A 17323-nucleotide genomic window follows, 5' to 3' on the forward strand; every position below is an offset into this window, starting at 1 on the left:
TTTTCAAATCGGCTTATTATTATTGAAACACTTGCGGAAATTGCTTTACGATTGCGTTTGTTATCATGTCTGCCATTTCTAATGCTTCTTTTTCAATTTTATCGTATAGTTTTACGCTTGCTTCAAAATCTTTATTTAGGAAGGCAAGTGCTTCAGCTTTTGTTAATGCTAAATGTTCATAAAACATTTTTCGAAATTCTTCTTTTTCTATATATGGGTTGATGCTAGTAAGAAACGCCACAATTTCATCACCATTAGCGTACCATTTTTTCTCTATAGCGGCAGCTGTATTTTGATCACCAGCTTTTGCGGCTTTAACTAGATCCGCTGCAATGACTAAGTGGTCTTTAATTAGTGCACTATATTTTTTTACAGCATCCTCACCATAGAATGGTTCAAGAGATAGTCCCATATGTGTTGCATTTTGAAGAAGACGCCCAACTGTAACGTTAACGTCTGGTAAATTAAAGACAATACTTATAATAGCTAATCTCGTCCAAGCGACATGTTGTTCCCATAAAGAACGCATATAACCTTTTAAAAAGTTCTCGTTTTTACTAATTCGGTAATTACGTACAGATGTATCAAAGTGTACATAAGGGTTATGATAGGGGGAGTAATACGATTGCCAATAAGAATACATAAACGGTAACACTCCTTTGAACATGTATAACTCAAAGTATGATGGGAATTTATTTTTAGTTACGTGTCCTAGATTAATTTCAGAAATTGATATGGAAAAAGATGAAGAATTTTATTGTGGTATATATAAATAAAATGAATACGATAATAAACAAGGCTCTGCAAGGGAAGTTGCAGAGCCTCAAAAGGGTATTGCCGAGATGTCGGACTCGACTAAGTAATGTTATCATAAAATTCTATTAAAAAAACCTGGTAAATGTGTCCAAATGAAAATAGATCTTTAATAAAGTCAAAGGGATCCGCTTCCCGCAGCAGATCCCTTTGACTAGATAATGTTGATGAGCAAAAACTCATCTGGAGTACTTTTATAGTAACAAGTGAAATTCGTTTTGTGTATTGAGAAAAAAAGAATTACTTCATTAAATCTTAAGAACTTATATTTTACTTCTTGTTATTATCATCATTTGTTGTGAGTGGCGTATGGTTATAAAATGGAGAAAAGACATGTAAACATATATAATTGTACTGAATTAAATAATAATCAAAAAAGACCTGCTGAAATAGGCAGGTCAACTTAAGGGGTTTATCCAACAGAATATTTCATATGATAACAGTTGTATTATAGTAAGTCTATCAGGTATATATTGAGAAAATTATTATGGATAATATATCACACACACGTATTAACGTTTAAAAAGTTGAGAAAGAAAATGAAAAAGCTTTTTATAAGAAAATAATGGCTGGTATTTATAATACGATTCATATTTCCACGCATCATGATTCGAGAATTGGAGTTGGTTCGGTACTGTTTTCTGCTTGATGGAACTAATATTCTGCTGCTTCATATAGTAACCTCCTGAATTCATATGTATAAGATTAGTAGTATTCAAGGAAGAGTAATAAAATGTATATTTATTTTGTAATTCATTTTAAATGTGCTTTATTTATGTTTTAAAATTTATAAACATAAATAGCCATTAAAACACCGTTGCTAAACAACCTTTAAAACGTAGAGAAGCATAAAATAATGAAAAAGCAAGCTGTTAGTCATGTATTGATTACTTTCAAGTCACATAAGTGATGATATAATAGGGATAGATGAAAGATAAAGAAAAGCAGGTGACTCTTTTTTGTTTACAAAAGCACAAGAACTTTTAGCGTCTTATTTCGGTTATTCGTCATTCCGAAGAGGACAAGATGAAACAATTAAAAATGTATTAGATGGGAAAGATACAGTCTGTATTATGCCTACGGGTGGTGGTAAGTCAATTTGTTATCAAATTCCCGCATTAGTATTCGAAGGAACGACGTTAGTTATATCACCTTTAATATCACTTATGAAGGACCAAGTAGATACATTAGTGCAAAACGGTATTTCAGCTACTTATATTAATAGTTCTATTTCTATTACAGAAGCGAATCAACGAATTCAATTGGCAAAACAAGGACATTATAAGTTACTTTATGTGGCGCCGGAGCGTCTTGATTCAATGGAGTTTGTTGATCAACTTATGGATATGAAAATTCCGATGATTGCAATTGATGAGGCACACTGTATTTCGCAGTGGGGACATGATTTCCGTCCGAGTTATTTACATATACATCGCATATTAGATTATCTTCCAGAAAAGCCGCTCGTACTAGCATTAACTGCGACGGCGACACCACAAGTTCGTGAAGATATTTGCAACACGCTTGGAATTAATCAAGAAAATACGATTATGACAACGTTTGAGCGCGAAAACTTATCATTTTCTGTTATTAAAGGACAAGATCGTAATGCATATTTAGCGGATTATATTCGTCAAAATCAAAAAGAATCTGGGATTATATATGCAGCTACTAGAAAAGTAGTTGATCAATTGTATGAGGATTTAATGAAAGCGGGAGTATCTGTATCAAAATACCATGCTGGTATGAGTGATACCGATCGAAATGAGCAGCAAGAACTCTTTTTACGTGATGAAGTGAGTGTAATGGTAGCGACATCTGCATTCGGTATGGGGATTGATAAATCGAATATTCGTTACGTTATCCATTATCAACTGCCAAAAAATATGGAAAGTTATTACCAAGAAGCAGGACGTGCTGGCCGTGACGGATTAGATAGTGCATGTATATTGCTATATTCTTCTCAAGATGTGCAAGTACAGCGCTTTTTAATTGATCAATCGACAGGTGAATCTCGATTTTCAAATGAACTTGAAAAACTGCAAAATATGACTGATTACTGTCATACAGAACAATGTTTACAATCATTTATTTTGCAATACTTTGGAGAAGAACCGAAAGAAGATTGTGGCCGCTGCGAAAATTGTACGGACGACCGCGAAAGTATCGATGTGACGAGAGAATCACAAATGGTTCTATCTTGCATGATTAGAACGAACCAACGATTTGGAAAACAAATGATTGCACAAGTTTTAACTGGTTCGAAAAATAAGAAAGTGATTGAATTCAATTTTCATACTTTACCAACATACGGGTTACTATCAAATCGTAGCGTAAAAGAAGTTAGTGAATTTATTGAGTTTCTAATTTCAGATGAGTTAATTGCAGTTGAACATGGTACGTATCCAACATTAAAAGTAACAGAAAAAGGGAAAGAAGTATTATTAGGTAAAGAGACTGTTTTACGTAAAGAACGAGTAGAGACAAGACAAATTGTTCAAGATCATCCTTTATTTGAAGTGCTTCGCGAAGTACGTAAAGAAATTGCGCAAGGAGAAGGTGTACCTCCATTCGTTATTTTCTCTGATCAAACTTTGAAAGATATGTGTGCAAAAATGCCGCAAAGTGACTCTGAACTTTTAACAGTGAAAGGGATTGGTGAACATAAACTTGTGAAGTATGGTTCTCACTTCTTACAAGCAGTTCAGCACTTTATTGAGGAAAACCCAAACTATGCTGAAACTATTAAAACAGAAGTGGTGTCAGAGCGGAAGAAGTCAGGGAAAGCTTCAGCAAATTCTCATTTGGAAACGTATGAAATGTATAAACAAGGCATTGATCTAGATGAAATTGCGAAAGAACGTGGATTATCAAGACAAACGATTGAAAATCATTTAATTCGTTGTTTTGAAGATGGAATGGAAGTAGACTGGAACAGTTTTGTTCCTGCAGAATATGAACAACTGATTGAAACTGCTGTGCAAAATGCTGATGGTGGTTTGAAATCTATAAAGGAACAACTTCCGAATGAAGTGAGTTACTTTATGATTCGTGCTTATTTACAAATTAGAAAGTAGTGACATGTAAAGGGGATAGGGATTTATGCATCACGTTTTTGTGTATGGCACGTTAAGAAAAGAGCAAACGAATGCTCATTTTATGCAAGGTGCAATATGCATCGCAGACGGAGCGTGGACGTATGGCAAATTATTTGATACAAACGAAGGCTATCCGGCGATGATTTATTCAAATGAAGAAAAGGTCTATGGTGAAGTTTATGAAGTAAATGATGAGATATTGCGTAAGTTAGATGAACTAGAAGAATATACAGGTAATGCGGAGAATGATTTATATGATCGAATCAAGCAAACAGTATATGCTGCTGATAGGGAAATAGAGGCATATGTATATATCGCTCAAGATAAAAAGATGATATTGAAAGTGATTGATTCTGGAGATTGGGTGGAGTATCAAAAAGAAAAATAAGAGTAACTAAAGAGTAGATAGTGGAATAATCCATTATCTATTTTTTATATTTAGACTTTTAAATTTCTTATTATTTTGATAAATTGTAAATATAGGGGAATAAAAAGGAGGGTTTTTCATGGGTGTCAGAAATTTAGTTTCTCACCTGTAGTAGAAAAATAACGTACAGGAGGAGAATAATAATGAACGAATTAAATGTAAAAGAATTTTATAAAAAACAATTTGAATTACTAAGCCATGATATAAATAATGAAAATTGGTTACAGGAAGTTGCTGAAGAAATTAAAGAGCAAGTGGGATATCCATTTCAGACGATGTTAGAACTAGGTGCTGGAAATGGCGGGTTTGCAAGAGCGATGTCTAATTTGGATATAAAAATGACTACGGTTGAGCTTGTACCAGAGTTAGTTATGTTTGCTAAAGAACATTCTACTAACGACATTGTGATTCATTGTGCTGACTTTTATAAAATTAACTTTGAAGAAAAGTTTGATGTTGTTAGTTATTTAGACGGATTTGGTGTGGGAACAGATGAAGAACAATTGGTTTTATTAAAGCGAATCCATAATTGGTTGAAAGATGATGGGTGTGCACTTATTGATATTTATCAACCATTATATTGGGAAAAAGCAAATGGACAAGAAATGCCGATTTATTCTGCAATGCGAAAATATGAATATGATAGTGAAAATGCTAGGATGCTGGACCACTGGTGGGAAACAGATTCTTCAAATGATATCGTGACACAATCTTTACGTTGCTATACGATAGATGAGATTAGTAATTTATGTGCAGAGGCTCATTTCAGTATAGTTGGAATTTTCCCAGGAGGAGCGTATGACTTTGAAGAGGGAAAATATAAAGAGCAAGCGTCATTAAATGAATGTTTATCATATCGTATAAAAGTAAAAAAGAGTAAGGATTAATTCCTTACTCTTTTTTACTTTTATAGTGTGAATAATTGACTGTCTTTCGTATTTAATTGTCGTTCTTTTTTATCCTTATAGATCTTAGTACAATCCCGATGCCAAGAAATAAAGAAGTAGCAACGACACCATTAATAGGATTTAACCAAAAATCACTACTATTTGTAAGCGTAATAATACCGGTTATAGTTATTAAAACAGTAGGTACGGCGTCTTCAAGTGCATGCATGAACACACATGGCCACACAGATTTTGTAAGTCTATATATTTCGACATACATAATAGACCAACAAACCATAAGTATACAGCCTGATAAAAGCATATTTAATCTTGAAATGGATTCGAAATATTCATTTGGTAAAAAGACTATATAATAAGCAGCATGCCAAAGAGCCCAAATAAAACCAGAAACTAAATAAATTAGCCAATCGTTTAACTTTAATTCAATAAGCTTTGGGGTTAAATAACCGCGCCAAGAGAACTCTTCGAAAATATTTTTAATAAAATTACCTATAGTAGACATGAGTATGAGTGAACATAATGAGGATATCTCAAAGTTAGATATGTTAACGACTCCGAAAAATAGAGCTAAGCTTATAGTTATAAGTGTAACGAATGGATAAATAAGTATTGCTACGAAATACCATTTAAAGCTTCCTTTTAAATTTGGTTTAATACCAAAATCATGCCAATCTCGGCTAAGAACTCTAAGTAATATGCTGACGAAGAAAGGAAGTATAAGCCATAAGCCCATGCCTAAAGAATTTCCTTCAGGCTGATCTGTTAGAAGAGAATCAAGAAATACACCGATCCAACCACTTGCTAGCACAATTAACACAAAAATAATTAAGTGTAACTTTACATGCTTTCTATTGGTTGTAGTCATTTCGAATAAACTCCTTTTTTATTTTTGGTATTTACCTATTGACACTTCTCATTATTTTACAAGTGAAAGGGGGAAATCGATAGAAAGGTAGATGAGAGTTTAGTAAGTTAGTGTATAAATCGTTATTATTAATAGAAAGTAATAGTATTTATATGCATTATTTTATTATATGTAAAGTGTTGTAACTTAGATGTTTTATATTCTTATAATGTAAAAATAACGATAAGATTTCAAAATTAGAAAGATGAAAAGTGAGTTTTTTCGGAAAATTTAAATTGAAACTATTGACTTTATAAATGGATTTTTAATACAATTATATTTCGACTGAAAAATTAGAACGGACAGGAGGGAATCATCAAATGAACAACATTTTTGAAGAAGAGTTACAAAAAATGAAAGATACATTACGTACGATGGATGATCAATTAGAACAGCTTGAAAAAATTCCAGTTTATTATGGAGATGATTTTAAAGAACAAATTCTTGAAAGTATGAGAGAATCTAATAGGCAAAACTTACGTATCGGTGTACAAGAGCCGTACTTTGGAAGATTAGATTTTCAGGAGGATGGAAAGGAAGACGTTATGCCGATTTATATCGGTAAAGTAGGTGTTTCACATAAAGATACGATGAAACCAATTGTAATTGATTGGCGGGCACCTGTCGCAAGTATGTTTTATTCATTTACCGGCGGTGAAGAATTAGCGTTTTATCAATCACCGGATGGATTAGTAGAAGGTGATGTTTATTTAAAGCGAAATATCTCTATTCGAAAAAGAGAATTAGAACGTGTTGTTGATACATATGTAAAAGGAAATGAAGATGTATCGCATGCCGATGATTTTCTTCTATATCGATTAGGTGAGAATAAAGATAATAAACTAAAGGATATTGTTTCAACGATACAATCGGAGCAAAACGATATTATTCGTGCGGAAAGAAACTTACCATTATTAATTCAAGGGGTTGCAGGGAGCGGAAAAACAACAATCGCTTTACATCGCCTTGCTTTTTTAATTTATGAATATCGTGAGCAGCTGGAAGCTGAGAGAATGATTGTATTCGCTCCGAATAGTCTGTTTTTGGACTATATTTCGAGTGTACTTCCTGAATTAGGTGTCGGGAATATTAGTCAAACAACATTTCCGGATTGGGCATTACGCATGTTAGATGATTCGGTGAAACTGAAGCAGACAGAAGAAAAATTGAAAGAAGCATTTTCTATTAATCGTGATGAAGAAAAGGTTATGCTCGGTAAATTGAAAGGCACGCTGGAATTTAAGTCCTTTATTGAAGAGAGAATGGTTCAATTTGAAAAAGAATTAATACCAACAAGTGATTTTGAGGCATGGGACAAAGCTATTATTCCAGTAGAAGACATAAAAAAATGGATGCAAGTTGAATATAAACACTATCCATTAAAGAAAAGAAGAGAAAGATTAGTCGGCCGAATGAAGCGCTGGATTGAAATTGAACTGAAAAAGTATGGAGAAACAAACGAGAAGAAATTATTAAAAAAAGAAGCGACAAAGAGATTGAACACCTATATGAAGTTTTGGCCGAAAATGAGTGCACTTTCACTATATAGTTCAATATTGAAAAGTAAAGAAATACTCGAAATATTGCCTGAAGAACTTGTAAAAGAAACTGAAAAGAATTGTCGTAAAAAAGAAGTGTATGTAGAAGATTTACCAGCTTTAATTTACATACATCACCGCATAACAGGTATTGAAATCGGACAGAAATTCCATCACGTTGTTATTGATGAAGCACAAGATTTCTCACCATTCCAAGTGTATGTATTAAAAGAAATTACACTAGGTAATTCTTTCACTATATTAGGTGATTTATCTCAAGCAATTTATGATTATCAAGGGATTGAAGATTGGAGTGCTTTTAAGGAAGTATTTCAAGAAACAGGTTATTATGAATTAACGAGAAGTTATCGTTCTACAAAAGAAATTATAGAATTTGCGAACGAAATAATTAAAAATGCAGAGATTCCAGTTGGACTCGCAACACCAGTTTTTCGTAGTGGTGAAGAGGTTAAAGTAATCCATGCAGAAGATCAATTTAATGAGATTATGAAGACGTTAAAACATCTACAAAACGAAGATGTGAAAACAATTGCGGTAATAGGAAGAACAGATGATGAATGCCGCGATATATATGAGAAATTAACAAATGCCGGACTGGCTGTAAACGTCATTGAAGCAGATCAAAGTAAATATGAAGGTGGTATTTCAGTAGTGCCTGTATACTTGGCGAAAGGGCTAGAATTTGATGCCGTTCTACTAATCGATGTTGACGAAGAACATTATAAAAATACAAAACACGATGCGAAGTTATTGTATGTCGGATGTACAAGATCGCTCCATGATTTATGGATTTTCCATAGCGGAGAAGCATCGTCTTTAATAAAAGGATTAAAATAAATATGAAAAACAAGAGGGTTTTCTAGTAACAAAAAGAAAAACCTCTTGTTTTTCTATATAAAGACTTGGAGAGAAACTAACTATGATTACAAAGGTAATAACAAAAAGAAATTGGGAAATCGCAAAGGTAGATGGAGAAGTTAATGAAGCTTCACTTAAAGACGGGGGATTTATTCATTGTTCATTTTTACAGCAAGCTTTAAAAGTTGCTGAAAAATATTTTAATCATGAAGAAGATGTTTTATTACTGACAATCGATCCATCCTTAATAAAAGCAGAAATAAAATACGAACTTGCTTCTAACGGTCAAGAATATCCGCATGTATATGGAGTAATTAATATTGAGGCAATTGTAGGTGTTACCCCATTTACTAAAGAAAAAGGAGAGTTTATATTACACGAGGTACAAAATTAAGATTGTAATAGCCGTTTAAATTAACAAGAAAAGCACAAATTATATAGTTTGTGCTTTTCTTGTTATCTATTTTTTGTAAATACGTATTGTTTTTATCACACTAATACTGTACGATACATAGTATAAAACACATACTGTATGACATATAGTAATGAAAATGAGGTGAGTGAATGGATGCTTTATTAAATTCGTTAATTACTGAACTAAGAAGAGGTACATTAACATTAGCGGTTTTAAGCCAGTTAAGAACACCGCAGTATGGGTATTCACTTGTCCAATTATTGGAACAATCAGGGGTTATAATCGATCAAAGTACTTTATATCCACTACTTCGCCGATTAGAAAAGCAGGAGCTAGTAACAAGTAGTTGGGATAAAACGGAGAGTAGACCTCGTAAGTATTACGTTTTAAGTGAATACGGATTAGAGATATTTTTGCAGCTGAAGAAAGAATGGATAAAGGATTCGAAAGAGCTTTATAACTTATTAAAAGAGGAGGACAAAAATGAATTTGATTGATATTTATGTAGAAGAAGTAGCGAAGAGATTACCTGAAAAAAATCGTGAAGATATTATTCTTGAATTACGGTCAACAATCGAGGATATGTTACCTGATGATTATAGTGAAAACGACGAAAAAAGAGTTCTTGAAAAATTAGGAAGTCCCGTTTCATTGGCTAATGGATATTTGGATAGACCGATGCATTTAATTGGACCACGTTATTTTGATGTATATACGACGTTATTAAAAATGATTATACCAATTGCAACTGTTATCGCACTCATTGCAATGGTTGCAGAAAATTTTGTAGGATATAATGGTGAGCAAGCGGTATTAAACGTTATTTTAAATTTGATAGGTAAAGGAATTGGGGAAATTATCGAAGTAGTCCTCCATGTGTTTTTCTGGTTGACACTTGTATTTGCAATTTTAGAAAGAACAGATAAAGACAAAGGTACCCAACCGTTGACGACAAGTTTAAAAAAATGGACGCCTGATGATTTGAAAAATACTTCGTATGTTCCAAAGAAAAAGTCGATCTCAAAGTTCGAAGTATTTGGCGGGTTAATGTGGACGGCAATATGGGCAACACTTTATTTTTATGCGAATCATCTTGTAGGTGTATATCATGGTACAGAAAACGGACTGAAGTTTGTCGCGCCAACTTTTAATCAAGATGTGTTACTTCAGTATTGGCCAATCGTTGTAATTATGATTGTTTTTGAAATAGGTATATCTCTTTATAAGTTAGTACAGGGACAATGGACGAAAAAGTTGGCAATTGGGAATGCTTTTCTTCAAATAGCTGGAACAATAGTATTCATTGTAATTGTAGTAAATCCGCATTTATTTAACGAAGGATTTATTACGTTTGTGGCAAATGTGTTTACTACTTCTCCAGAGGAATTTAAAACGTGGTTAATAGGTGGAGGTATTATCATTTACATTATATCTGCTGCATTAAATATATTTGATGGTTTTCGAAAAGCTCGTATTCGTATGTAGTAGTGAAAAGAAAGAAGATAAACTTTAGGAAAGGAAGAAAACGATGATAAGGGAAGCAAGGAAACAAGATGTAACATACATGTTAGATATTTATAATGATGCCATACTGTATACAACAGCCGTATATACGTATAAACCTGTAACCCTTGAAAATAGAATAGACTGGTATGAAACAAAAAAGGCTGAAGGTTATCCAATTTTAGTATACGAATTAGATAATAAAGTAGTAGGGTTTGCGACATTCGGGCCGTTTAGAGCTTGGCCTGCCTATAAATATTCAATTGAGCATTCTGTGTATGTTCATAAGGAATATAGAAAAAATAGGATAGGAGCTTCTTTAATGAAAGCATTGATCACAGTTGCAAAAGAAAGGGAATATATGACCTTAATTGCTGGAATTGATGCAGAAAATGAGAAAAGCATTGCCTTACATGAAAACTATGGATTTGTTCATGCGGGGACAATTAAGAAGGCTGGTTATAAGTTTAACAGGTGGTTAGATTTAGCTTTTTATCAATTGGAGCTTAAAGGTCCTAAAAAACCTACGGAAGAATAGATTATTGAGTTTTGCTTAATATTTAATTTAGAAAGATAGCATGGGAAAGTTTCATGCTATCTTTTTTATTGTATGCATACATATCAAGTAACAAAAAAGGTTTTATACATTCTATATCGAAATTTAAGAATGTAATAAAACAATATAAAAAGAGGTGCGAATATGCAAACTGTCATTGAAAGAATGAAAGAAATACAATCTGGTCAAGTTGGAGTGATTGTGTCTTCTACAAAATCTGAAGATATAATTGCCTCCTATAATAATGAACTATATGTTCCTTTAGCATCAGCAGCAAAAGTGGCAATTGGATTTGCAGTAGCAAACATGGTAAAAAATAAACAAATTAGTTGGAATGATATGCTTCACCAAATTAAATTTAATCCAAAAGAAGATAGTGCACAATTATATCCACATTTGCAAGGAAGAGATACAATATCACTCAGTAAAGCTGTTGAAGTGATGATAGCGTGTCATGACAGTTATATTGCAAAGGCGATTGTATTGCACTGCGGAGGATGGGATACTGTTAGAAAGTATGTTTCAACGTACTTCCCTAACATACATGTTCAAGAAAACCCTAGAGATGAACAAAATGTTGGAGAGTTAAATGGAATACATTCACTTTTAGTGCAAATTTTTCGAGGGTATAAAACTGAGCCGGAATTATGGGAACCAATAATAAATGGAATGGTAAGGCAGCAAGGAGAATATGAGGGGATACCGCATAATCATTTAGCACATATGACAGGTGGATTGCCAAAAGCTATAATAAATATTGGTATACTAGGAGTGTTTAATGAATTTCCGCTTCTTTATGTTATTGGAGGAAAAGATTTGTCTAATCGATTTGAAAATAAAGAAGCCGATGAAACTATTGCATCAGCTTTGAAGTACATATACGACATATATATAGTGAAAGCATTCTAGGGGGCAAGTAATTGAATAGAAACTTAAAAACTTCAACAATTATCATATTAATTTTAACAATTATCGCTATTGAAGTTGGAATCGCGATTTATGATCATAATCTGTCATTGGATACGATTTACTTTGCAGCAATCCTCATTTGTATTGTATTGCTTTTTGGCACACGTGTTTCTGAAGAGAAAGCAAGTACATCGAAACAGAGACGAAGAAAAACAGCACTTATATTTTGGCCATCTATTTTATTGTCTATCGTTAGTTTTGCTGTTATAAGTTATATAACAATAGGCTATGTCTCTGTACCAGGGATAATTGGTTTTTCATGTTTTGTTACTTATGGTGGATTCGTATTTATTAGTATTATAAAAAGGAAAAGTAAAAATTAAAGGTAGCTTACTAAGTTGAAAGGAAGAAATATATGAAACATATAGAAAGTGGTACTCGAACTGAAGGAGAATACATAAAAAATAAAGTAATTCAATATAACATGTCGATTTTAAGAGATGAAGAAAAACAGCCGATGGAGCAAGTAAGTTTCGTAGTAAAAGATGAGGATGGAAAAATATTTGGTGGGGTAACAGGAACGATGTATTTTTATCATCTTCATATAGATTTTTTATGGGTTGATGAAACAGTTCGTCATGATGGTTATGGCAGTCAACTGTTACATAAAATCGAAGACATCGCGAAGAAAAAAGGGTGTAGATTAATATTATTAGATTCATTTAGTTTTCAAGCGCCAGATTTTTATAAAAAGCACGGCTACCGAGAATATGGTGTTGTTGAAGATCATCCTAAAGGATATAGTCAACACTTTTTAGAGAAGCGGTTATAGTGATTGGATTCGTGCTCTAGAAGAAAAATTGATTTTAAAAGCATCACCAAACAAGGTGATGCTATTTTAATTTTAAAGCAACTACTCAACCTGATGTAATTATGGGGACAAATAGTACGATTCGTATAGCTATGATTTTCTTTTTTAATGGAAATGAGTTACTGTCTTTGTTGAAGACACTTGTCGTATTTACTATATATACTAGCAAATACTATTGAATTTTTAGGAGTGGAAGAGCAATAAGACGAGCTCTGAATATAATACTAATAAAGGAGGTGTTAAGCAATCGGTTATATTGTAGATATTTCGAAATGGAACGGTAACATTAACTGGGATGTAGCAGCTCCACAACTAGATTTCGTAATCGCTAGGGTACAAGATGGATCAAATTATGTAGATCCTTTATATAAAAACTATGTCCAAGCAATGAAAACTAGAAATATTCCATTTGGTAACTATGCATTCTGTCGCTTTATTTCAATTGCTGATGCGAAGAAGGAAGCGCAAGATTTTTGGAATCGCGGTGATAAGAGTGCTACAGTTTGGGCTGCTGACGTAGAAGTGAAAACAATAGATGATATGAGAGCTGGTACACAAGCTTTTATCGACGAGTTACGCCGATTAGGTGCTAAGAAAGTTGGCTTATATGTTGGGCATCATGTATATGAGCCTTTCGGTATGGCGAACGTAAAAAGTGATTTTTTATGGATTCCTAGGTATGGCGGTAATAAACCAGCATATCCTTGTGATATTTGGCAATACACCGAGACAGGTAATGTACCAGGTATCGGCAAATGTGATTTAAATCAATTAATAGGAAATAAACCACTTTCCTGGTTTACTGAATCAGTACCAAAACAAGAGAATGTACAAGCACAAGTTTCTAAACAAAACATCATTCAATCAGGTGCTTTTTCACCATATGAGGCTCCTGAAGCTATGAAAGCATTAACATCAGTTAAAATGACCGCTACCTTCATTTTACAATCGGATGGCTTAACGTATTTTATTTCGGATCCAACTAGCGATGCGCAATTAAACGGTATGAAGGGTTGGCTTGATCGAAAAGGTTGGTGGTATGAAGTTAAATGAAGATAAAAGCCGTCCTATTGGGCGGTTTTTATCATTAGTCAACTTAATATATTATGTGCTATTTTTAATATAGAAGAAATAGGAAAGGATGAGAGAGGGACTGTTTATATTGCAATTGTAATATCTATATTATAAATTAATTTTATAAAGGGTTTAATAACAGGTTGGATTCTATAGCTTATATTGAAGGAAGTAAAGTAAGACAAAATAAATATAATGAGTAATTTGATGGGAGAAAGAAAATGTACACGTATAAATTACAACATGAACAACCAATCTGCGTAGGAAAAATAAAAAAACTTTATGACTCTGTCGGTTGGTGGCCAGAAAGAAAAGAAATCGATATTCAAAAAATGTTAAAGCATAGTATAGCAATTGGGGTATGGGAAGAAAATGAATTAATCGGATTTGCTAGAGTTGTTTCTGATGGTGTTTTTCGAGCGTACATAGAAGATGTTGTTGTGCATGAGATTGTAAGAAATAAAGGGATTGGGGAGAAGATGCTTACAATGTTACTTCAAGAGATTTCTCATGTTCATATTGTTAGTCTATTTTGTGGAGAGAAATTAATAAAGTTTTATGGTGAACACCAATTTCAAGCGACGAAACAAATTGTAATGCATCGAAATCAAATAGTGAAAGAATAAGAGGTGCCAATGAAAATGAATGCAACAAGAACATATTGTTTATCAAAAAGAAAAGCGACTGAAGATTCTCCTGATGGTTGGAATGCAACATGTATGAGGCTTAATAATAAAATATTTGCGATAATAAACCATGAAGAAGGAGAAAAAGCTGCGATTACTTTAAAATGTGATCCAGAACTTGCATTAAGATTAAGAGAAGAGTATCCAGAAGCAATCATTCCGGGGTATCATATGAATAAAAAGCATTGGAATACAGTGTATATACATAAAGATGTAGAGCAAGAGCAAACTAATAAGATGATTGATTGGTCATATGATTTAGTTCTACAATCATTTTCAAAGAAAAAGCAGCAAGAGTTATTAGATTAATATGTATAAGGGGTGGAAGTAATGAAAGACACGATCAAAGATACATATGATAAATTAGCGAGTACATATAAAGAAAATCTAGACTTGGCAAATCCATATAACAGTTATTATGAAAGACCAGCGATGATGGAGATGATTCCAAAGAATTTAGAAGGGAAGAGTATATTAGATGCTGGATGTGCAGCTGGGTGGTATACTACTCAATTTGTAGAAGGGGGAGCAAATGTTACTGCAATTGACGTAAGTTCTGAAATGGTAAAAGCTGCAAAGGAAAGTACGGGTAATAAAGCAACGTTTCTTTGTCATGATTTGCAAGAAGTATTACCATTTGAAGATAATACTTTTGATGTTATTGTAAGTTCGTTAACGCTTCATTACTTAGAAAATTGGAATAAAGTATTTCAGGAGTTTCATCGAGTATTGAAGCCAGGTGGCGAATTTATATACTCCATTCATCATCCTTTTATGGATTTTACAAAGTTTCCTTGTAAAAATTATTTTGAAAAACAATTATTAGTAGATACGTGGACTAAACCAAATATTACAATAGAAGTTAGCTTTTTTAGAAGATCACTCCAAGATATAATTAATGAAACAACAAATTATTTTGTGTTAGATAAAATGGAGGAACCGAGGCCGGTTGAAAAAATGAGAGAAGTAAACGAAAAATCATATCATTATCTAAATACAAACCCACATTTTCTTATTATGAAAGCCATTAAAAATAGCTAGTAAAATAATTATATTTTACTAGCTATTTACAGTTTTAAATTACATATTAGGGGATATTGAGATGAATATGAAAAGAAATAGATTATTATATGCATTGTTTACTATAGTTGTAATTATTTTAGGTCTATGTTCCAGAAAATTTGCATTTACGTTACCTCATCTATTAAATGACTACTTAGGAGATGCTTTATGGGCATGTATGATTTTTACTGGATTCGGATTTTTATTTCCTAAAATGGAAACGAAGAAATTGGCTTTTATAAGTTTGCTGTTTTGTTACGGGATTGAATTGAGCCAATTGTACCATGCCGAATGGATAGATAGCATTCGTGCAACAACCTTAGGTGGACTCGTATTAGGTTACGGATTTTTGTGGAGTGATTTAGTTGCTTATACAATTGGTGTTGGGATTGGAATGTTTTGTGAGTTTATGTTACGGAAGAAATAAAAGATGTAAGAAGGGGTATTTATGAAAAAAATAATATTAATAGGTTCTGGTGGTTCAGGAAAATCTACATTAGCAAAACAGTTAGGGAATAAATTAAATATTAAAGTACATCATCTTGATGCGTTATTTTGGAAACCGAATTGGGAAGGTGTACCGAAAGAGGAGCAAAGAACGGTTCAAAATGAATTAGTTAAAGGGGAAAATTGGATTATTGATGGGAATTATGGCGGGACAATGGACATAAGAATTAACGCAGCTGATACAATTATCTTTCTTGATATTCATAGAACAATATGTGTTTATCGTGCTTTTAAAAGGGTTGTACAATATCGGAATAAAACAAGACCGGATATGGGTGCTGGATGTGAAGAAAGGTTTGATTTGCAATTTTTCAAATGGATATGGCAATATCCTAAAACGAAACGACCTTCAATTTTAAAGAGGCTAAATCAATTGAGTAAAGATAAAGAAGTTATTATTTTAAAATCCTCAAATGAAGTAAGACTATTTTTAGAGAAGTACGATACCATAAATAGTTAGATTATAAAAAGAAGTAAAATGGGGGGATAGGATTGAATAGATTCATTGGCCCGGTTGATTCTAATATGGTGAAAATTCCAGAAGGAAAAGTAGTATTAAGAGATGATCGAATTAAAAAAGAATGGCAAGTCCAAGTTAAACCATTTCTTCTAGCAAAGTACGTTGTAACGATGGAATTATATGATGCGATTGCGAATAATAAACCAAATTTATTCAAAGATAAAAATAAACCAGTTGTAAATATTTCATGGAATGATGCCATTATATTTTGTAATTTACTTTCCAAAAAAGCGGGATTAAAAGAATATTATTCTATTAGTGAAGATGGTCTAATTGTTAGTTGTAATTTAGATTCAAATGGCTACCGATTACCTTTTGAAGCAGAGTGGCAATATGCGTGTAAGGCAGGAACTACGGGATACATATATGGAGAACTGAAAGAGATTGCTTGGTATAATGAAAATTCAGATGGACGTATTCATGAAATCGGTAAAAAAAAGCCGAATGCATGGGGTTTGTATGATATGTTAGGAAACGTTTGGGAATGGTGCTTTGATTTGTATGATGAAAAGGTATATGGATCGTACCGAATTTTCCGAGGTGGTAGCTGGGCTGAAGCAGCTAGAGGTTGCGGTGCGACTTGTCGTCGCCGTAGTCATCCTACATTTCATATAGATGACCTTGGGTTTAGGCTTGCTAGGTCCATTTAGAAG

General features: G+C 33.0%; 21 protein-coding genes. 18 read left to right on the forward strand and 3 right to left on the reverse strand.

The genetic code is table 11. The annotated features are described in order from the left end of the window. Nucleotides 1-19 precede the first annotated feature (19 nt). Both QEP67_RS13815 and QEP67_RS13820 read right to left on the reverse strand, forming a co-directional pair. Nucleotides 20-643, reverse strand: coding sequence for a hypothetical protein (locus QEP67_RS13815; protein WP_000287709.1), 624 nt, complete (start codon nt 641-643; stop codon nt 20-22). A 682-nt stretch (nt 644-1325) separates the two neighbouring features. Next, nucleotides 1326-1487, reverse strand: coding sequence for a hypothetical protein (locus QEP67_RS13820; protein ID WP_000813317.1), 162 nt, complete (start codon nt 1485-1487; stop codon nt 1326-1328). A 285-nt stretch (nt 1488-1772) separates the two neighbouring features. Between QEP67_RS13820 and recQ the strand changes: the two genes are divergently transcribed. The 3 genes from recQ to QEP67_RS13835 all read left to right on the forward strand — a co-directional run bounded on the left by recQ (nt 1773) and on the right by QEP67_RS13835 (nt 5225). Next, complete coding sequence (recQ, locus tag QEP67_RS13825; protein WP_000494296.1) at nt 1773-3890, forward strand: DNA helicase RecQ; 2118 nt, start codon at nt 1773-1775, stop codon at nt 3888-3890. A gap of 25 nt (nt 3891-3915) precedes the next feature. Next, on the forward strand, nt 3916-4299 hold the full coding sequence (locus tag QEP67_RS13830) for a gamma-glutamylcyclotransferase family protein (protein WP_000546569.1): 384 nt from the start codon (nt 3916-3918) through the stop codon (nt 4297-4299). 182 nt (nt 4300-4481) lie between these two features. Further along, nucleotides 4482-5225 (forward strand): class I SAM-dependent methyltransferase, encoded by a 744-nt coding sequence (locus tag QEP67_RS13835; protein ID WP_001004296.1) that lies wholly within the window; start codon nt 4482-4484, stop codon nt 5223-5225. 52 nt (nt 5226-5277) lie between these two features. On the opposite strand, the gene QEP67_RS13840 is transcribed toward QEP67_RS13835, so the two are convergent. Then, the gene (locus QEP67_RS13840) at nt 5278-6111 is read right to left on the reverse strand and encodes a type II CAAX endopeptidase family protein (protein WP_002108163.1); all 834 of its coding nucleotides are present in this window, start codon (nt 6109-6111) and stop codon (nt 5278-5280) included. 359 nt (nt 6112-6470) lie between these two features. Between QEP67_RS13840 and QEP67_RS13845 the strand changes: the two genes are divergently transcribed. From QEP67_RS13845 to QEP67_RS13915, 15 genes are all read left to right on the forward strand, one after another. After that, entirely contained in the window at nt 6471-8546 is a 2076-nt protein-coding gene (locus QEP67_RS13845) for a 3'-5' exonuclease (protein WP_001059501.1), read from the forward strand. Nucleotides 8547-8628: 82 nt separating this feature from the next. Next, nucleotides 8629-8961: a DUF952 domain-containing protein gene (locus tag QEP67_RS13850; protein ID WP_000629074.1), complete on the forward strand. Its 333-nt coding sequence runs from the start codon at nt 8629-8631 to the stop codon at nt 8959-8961. 170 nt (nt 8962-9131) lie between these two features. After that, on the forward strand, nt 9132-9479 hold the full coding sequence (locus QEP67_RS13855; protein ID WP_000339355.1) for a PadR family transcriptional regulator: 348 nt from the start codon (nt 9132-9134) through the stop codon (nt 9477-9479). Beyond that, nucleotides 9466-10467, forward strand: coding sequence for a membrane protein (locus QEP67_RS13860; protein ID WP_001048854.1), 1002 nt, complete (start codon nt 9466-9468; stop codon nt 10465-10467). Before QEP67_RS13855 ends, QEP67_RS13860 begins: the two co-directional genes overlap by 14 nt. A gap of 43 nt (nt 10468-10510) precedes the next feature. Continuing rightward, the gene (locus QEP67_RS13865) at nt 10511-11023 is read left to right on the forward strand and encodes a GNAT family N-acetyltransferase (RefSeq protein WP_000617498.1); all 513 of its coding nucleotides are present in this window, start codon (nt 10511-10513) and stop codon (nt 11021-11023) included. A 162-nt stretch (nt 11024-11185) separates the two neighbouring features. Then, nucleotides 11186-11950 carry a serine hydrolase gene (locus tag QEP67_RS13870; protein ID WP_001195220.1) on the forward strand — a complete coding sequence of 255 codons (765 nt, stop codon included), beginning with the start codon at nt 11186-11188 and terminating at the stop codon, nt 11948-11950. Between the two features lie 11 nt (nt 11951-11961). Beyond that, entirely contained in the window at nt 11962-12333 is a 372-nt protein-coding gene (locus tag QEP67_RS13875) for a hypothetical protein (protein ID WP_048566251.1), read from the forward strand. Nucleotides 12334-12365: 32 nt separating this feature from the next. Next, nucleotides 12366-12782: a GNAT family N-acetyltransferase gene (locus QEP67_RS13880; RefSeq protein ID WP_000680429.1), complete on the forward strand. Its 417-nt coding sequence runs from the start codon at nt 12366-12368 to the stop codon at nt 12780-12782. 285 nt (nt 12783-13067) lie between these two features. Continuing rightward, nucleotides 13068-13874 (forward strand): GH25 family lysozyme, encoded by an 807-nt coding sequence (locus QEP67_RS13885; RefSeq protein ID WP_033658753.1) that lies wholly within the window; start codon nt 13068-13070, stop codon nt 13872-13874. Between the two features lie 242 nt (nt 13875-14116). After that, on the forward strand, nt 14117-14521 hold the full coding sequence (locus QEP67_RS13890) for a GNAT family N-acetyltransferase (RefSeq protein WP_000288955.1): 405 nt from the start codon (nt 14117-14119) through the stop codon (nt 14519-14521). Nucleotides 14522-14536: 15 nt separating this feature from the next. Then, a complete protein-coding gene (locus QEP67_RS13895) occupies nt 14537-14890 on the forward strand; it encodes an MmcQ/YjbR family DNA-binding protein (RefSeq protein WP_033658841.1) in 354 nt (117 codons plus the stop codon). 21 nt (nt 14891-14911) lie between these two features. Next, complete coding sequence (locus QEP67_RS13900; protein ID WP_000655481.1) at nt 14912-15622, forward strand: class I SAM-dependent methyltransferase; 711 nt, start codon at nt 14912-14914, stop codon at nt 15620-15622. A gap of 61 nt (nt 15623-15683) precedes the next feature. After that, the gene (locus tag QEP67_RS13905) at nt 15684-16070 is read left to right on the forward strand and encodes a DUF2809 domain-containing protein (RefSeq protein ID WP_001056435.1); all 387 of its coding nucleotides are present in this window, start codon (nt 15684-15686) and stop codon (nt 16068-16070) included. Between the two features lie 21 nt (nt 16071-16091). Beyond that, nucleotides 16092-16610, forward strand: a complete 519-nt coding sequence (locus QEP67_RS13910) for a DNA topology modulation protein (protein WP_000720540.1) — start codon at nt 16092-16094, stop codon at nt 16608-16610. 32 nt (nt 16611-16642) lie between these two features. Then, on the forward strand, nt 16643-17320 hold the full coding sequence (locus tag QEP67_RS13915) for an SUMF1/EgtB/PvdO family nonheme iron enzyme (RefSeq protein ID WP_001078764.1): 678 nt from the start codon (nt 16643-16645) through the stop codon (nt 17318-17320). Nucleotides 17321-17323: the final 3 nt, after the last annotated feature.

The sequence above is a fragment of the Bacillus cereus group sp. MS39 genome, assembly GCF_040448665.1.
GTDB classification, from domain to species: Bacteria; Bacillota; Bacilli; order Bacillales; family Bacillaceae_G; genus Bacillus_A; species Bacillus_A wiedmannii.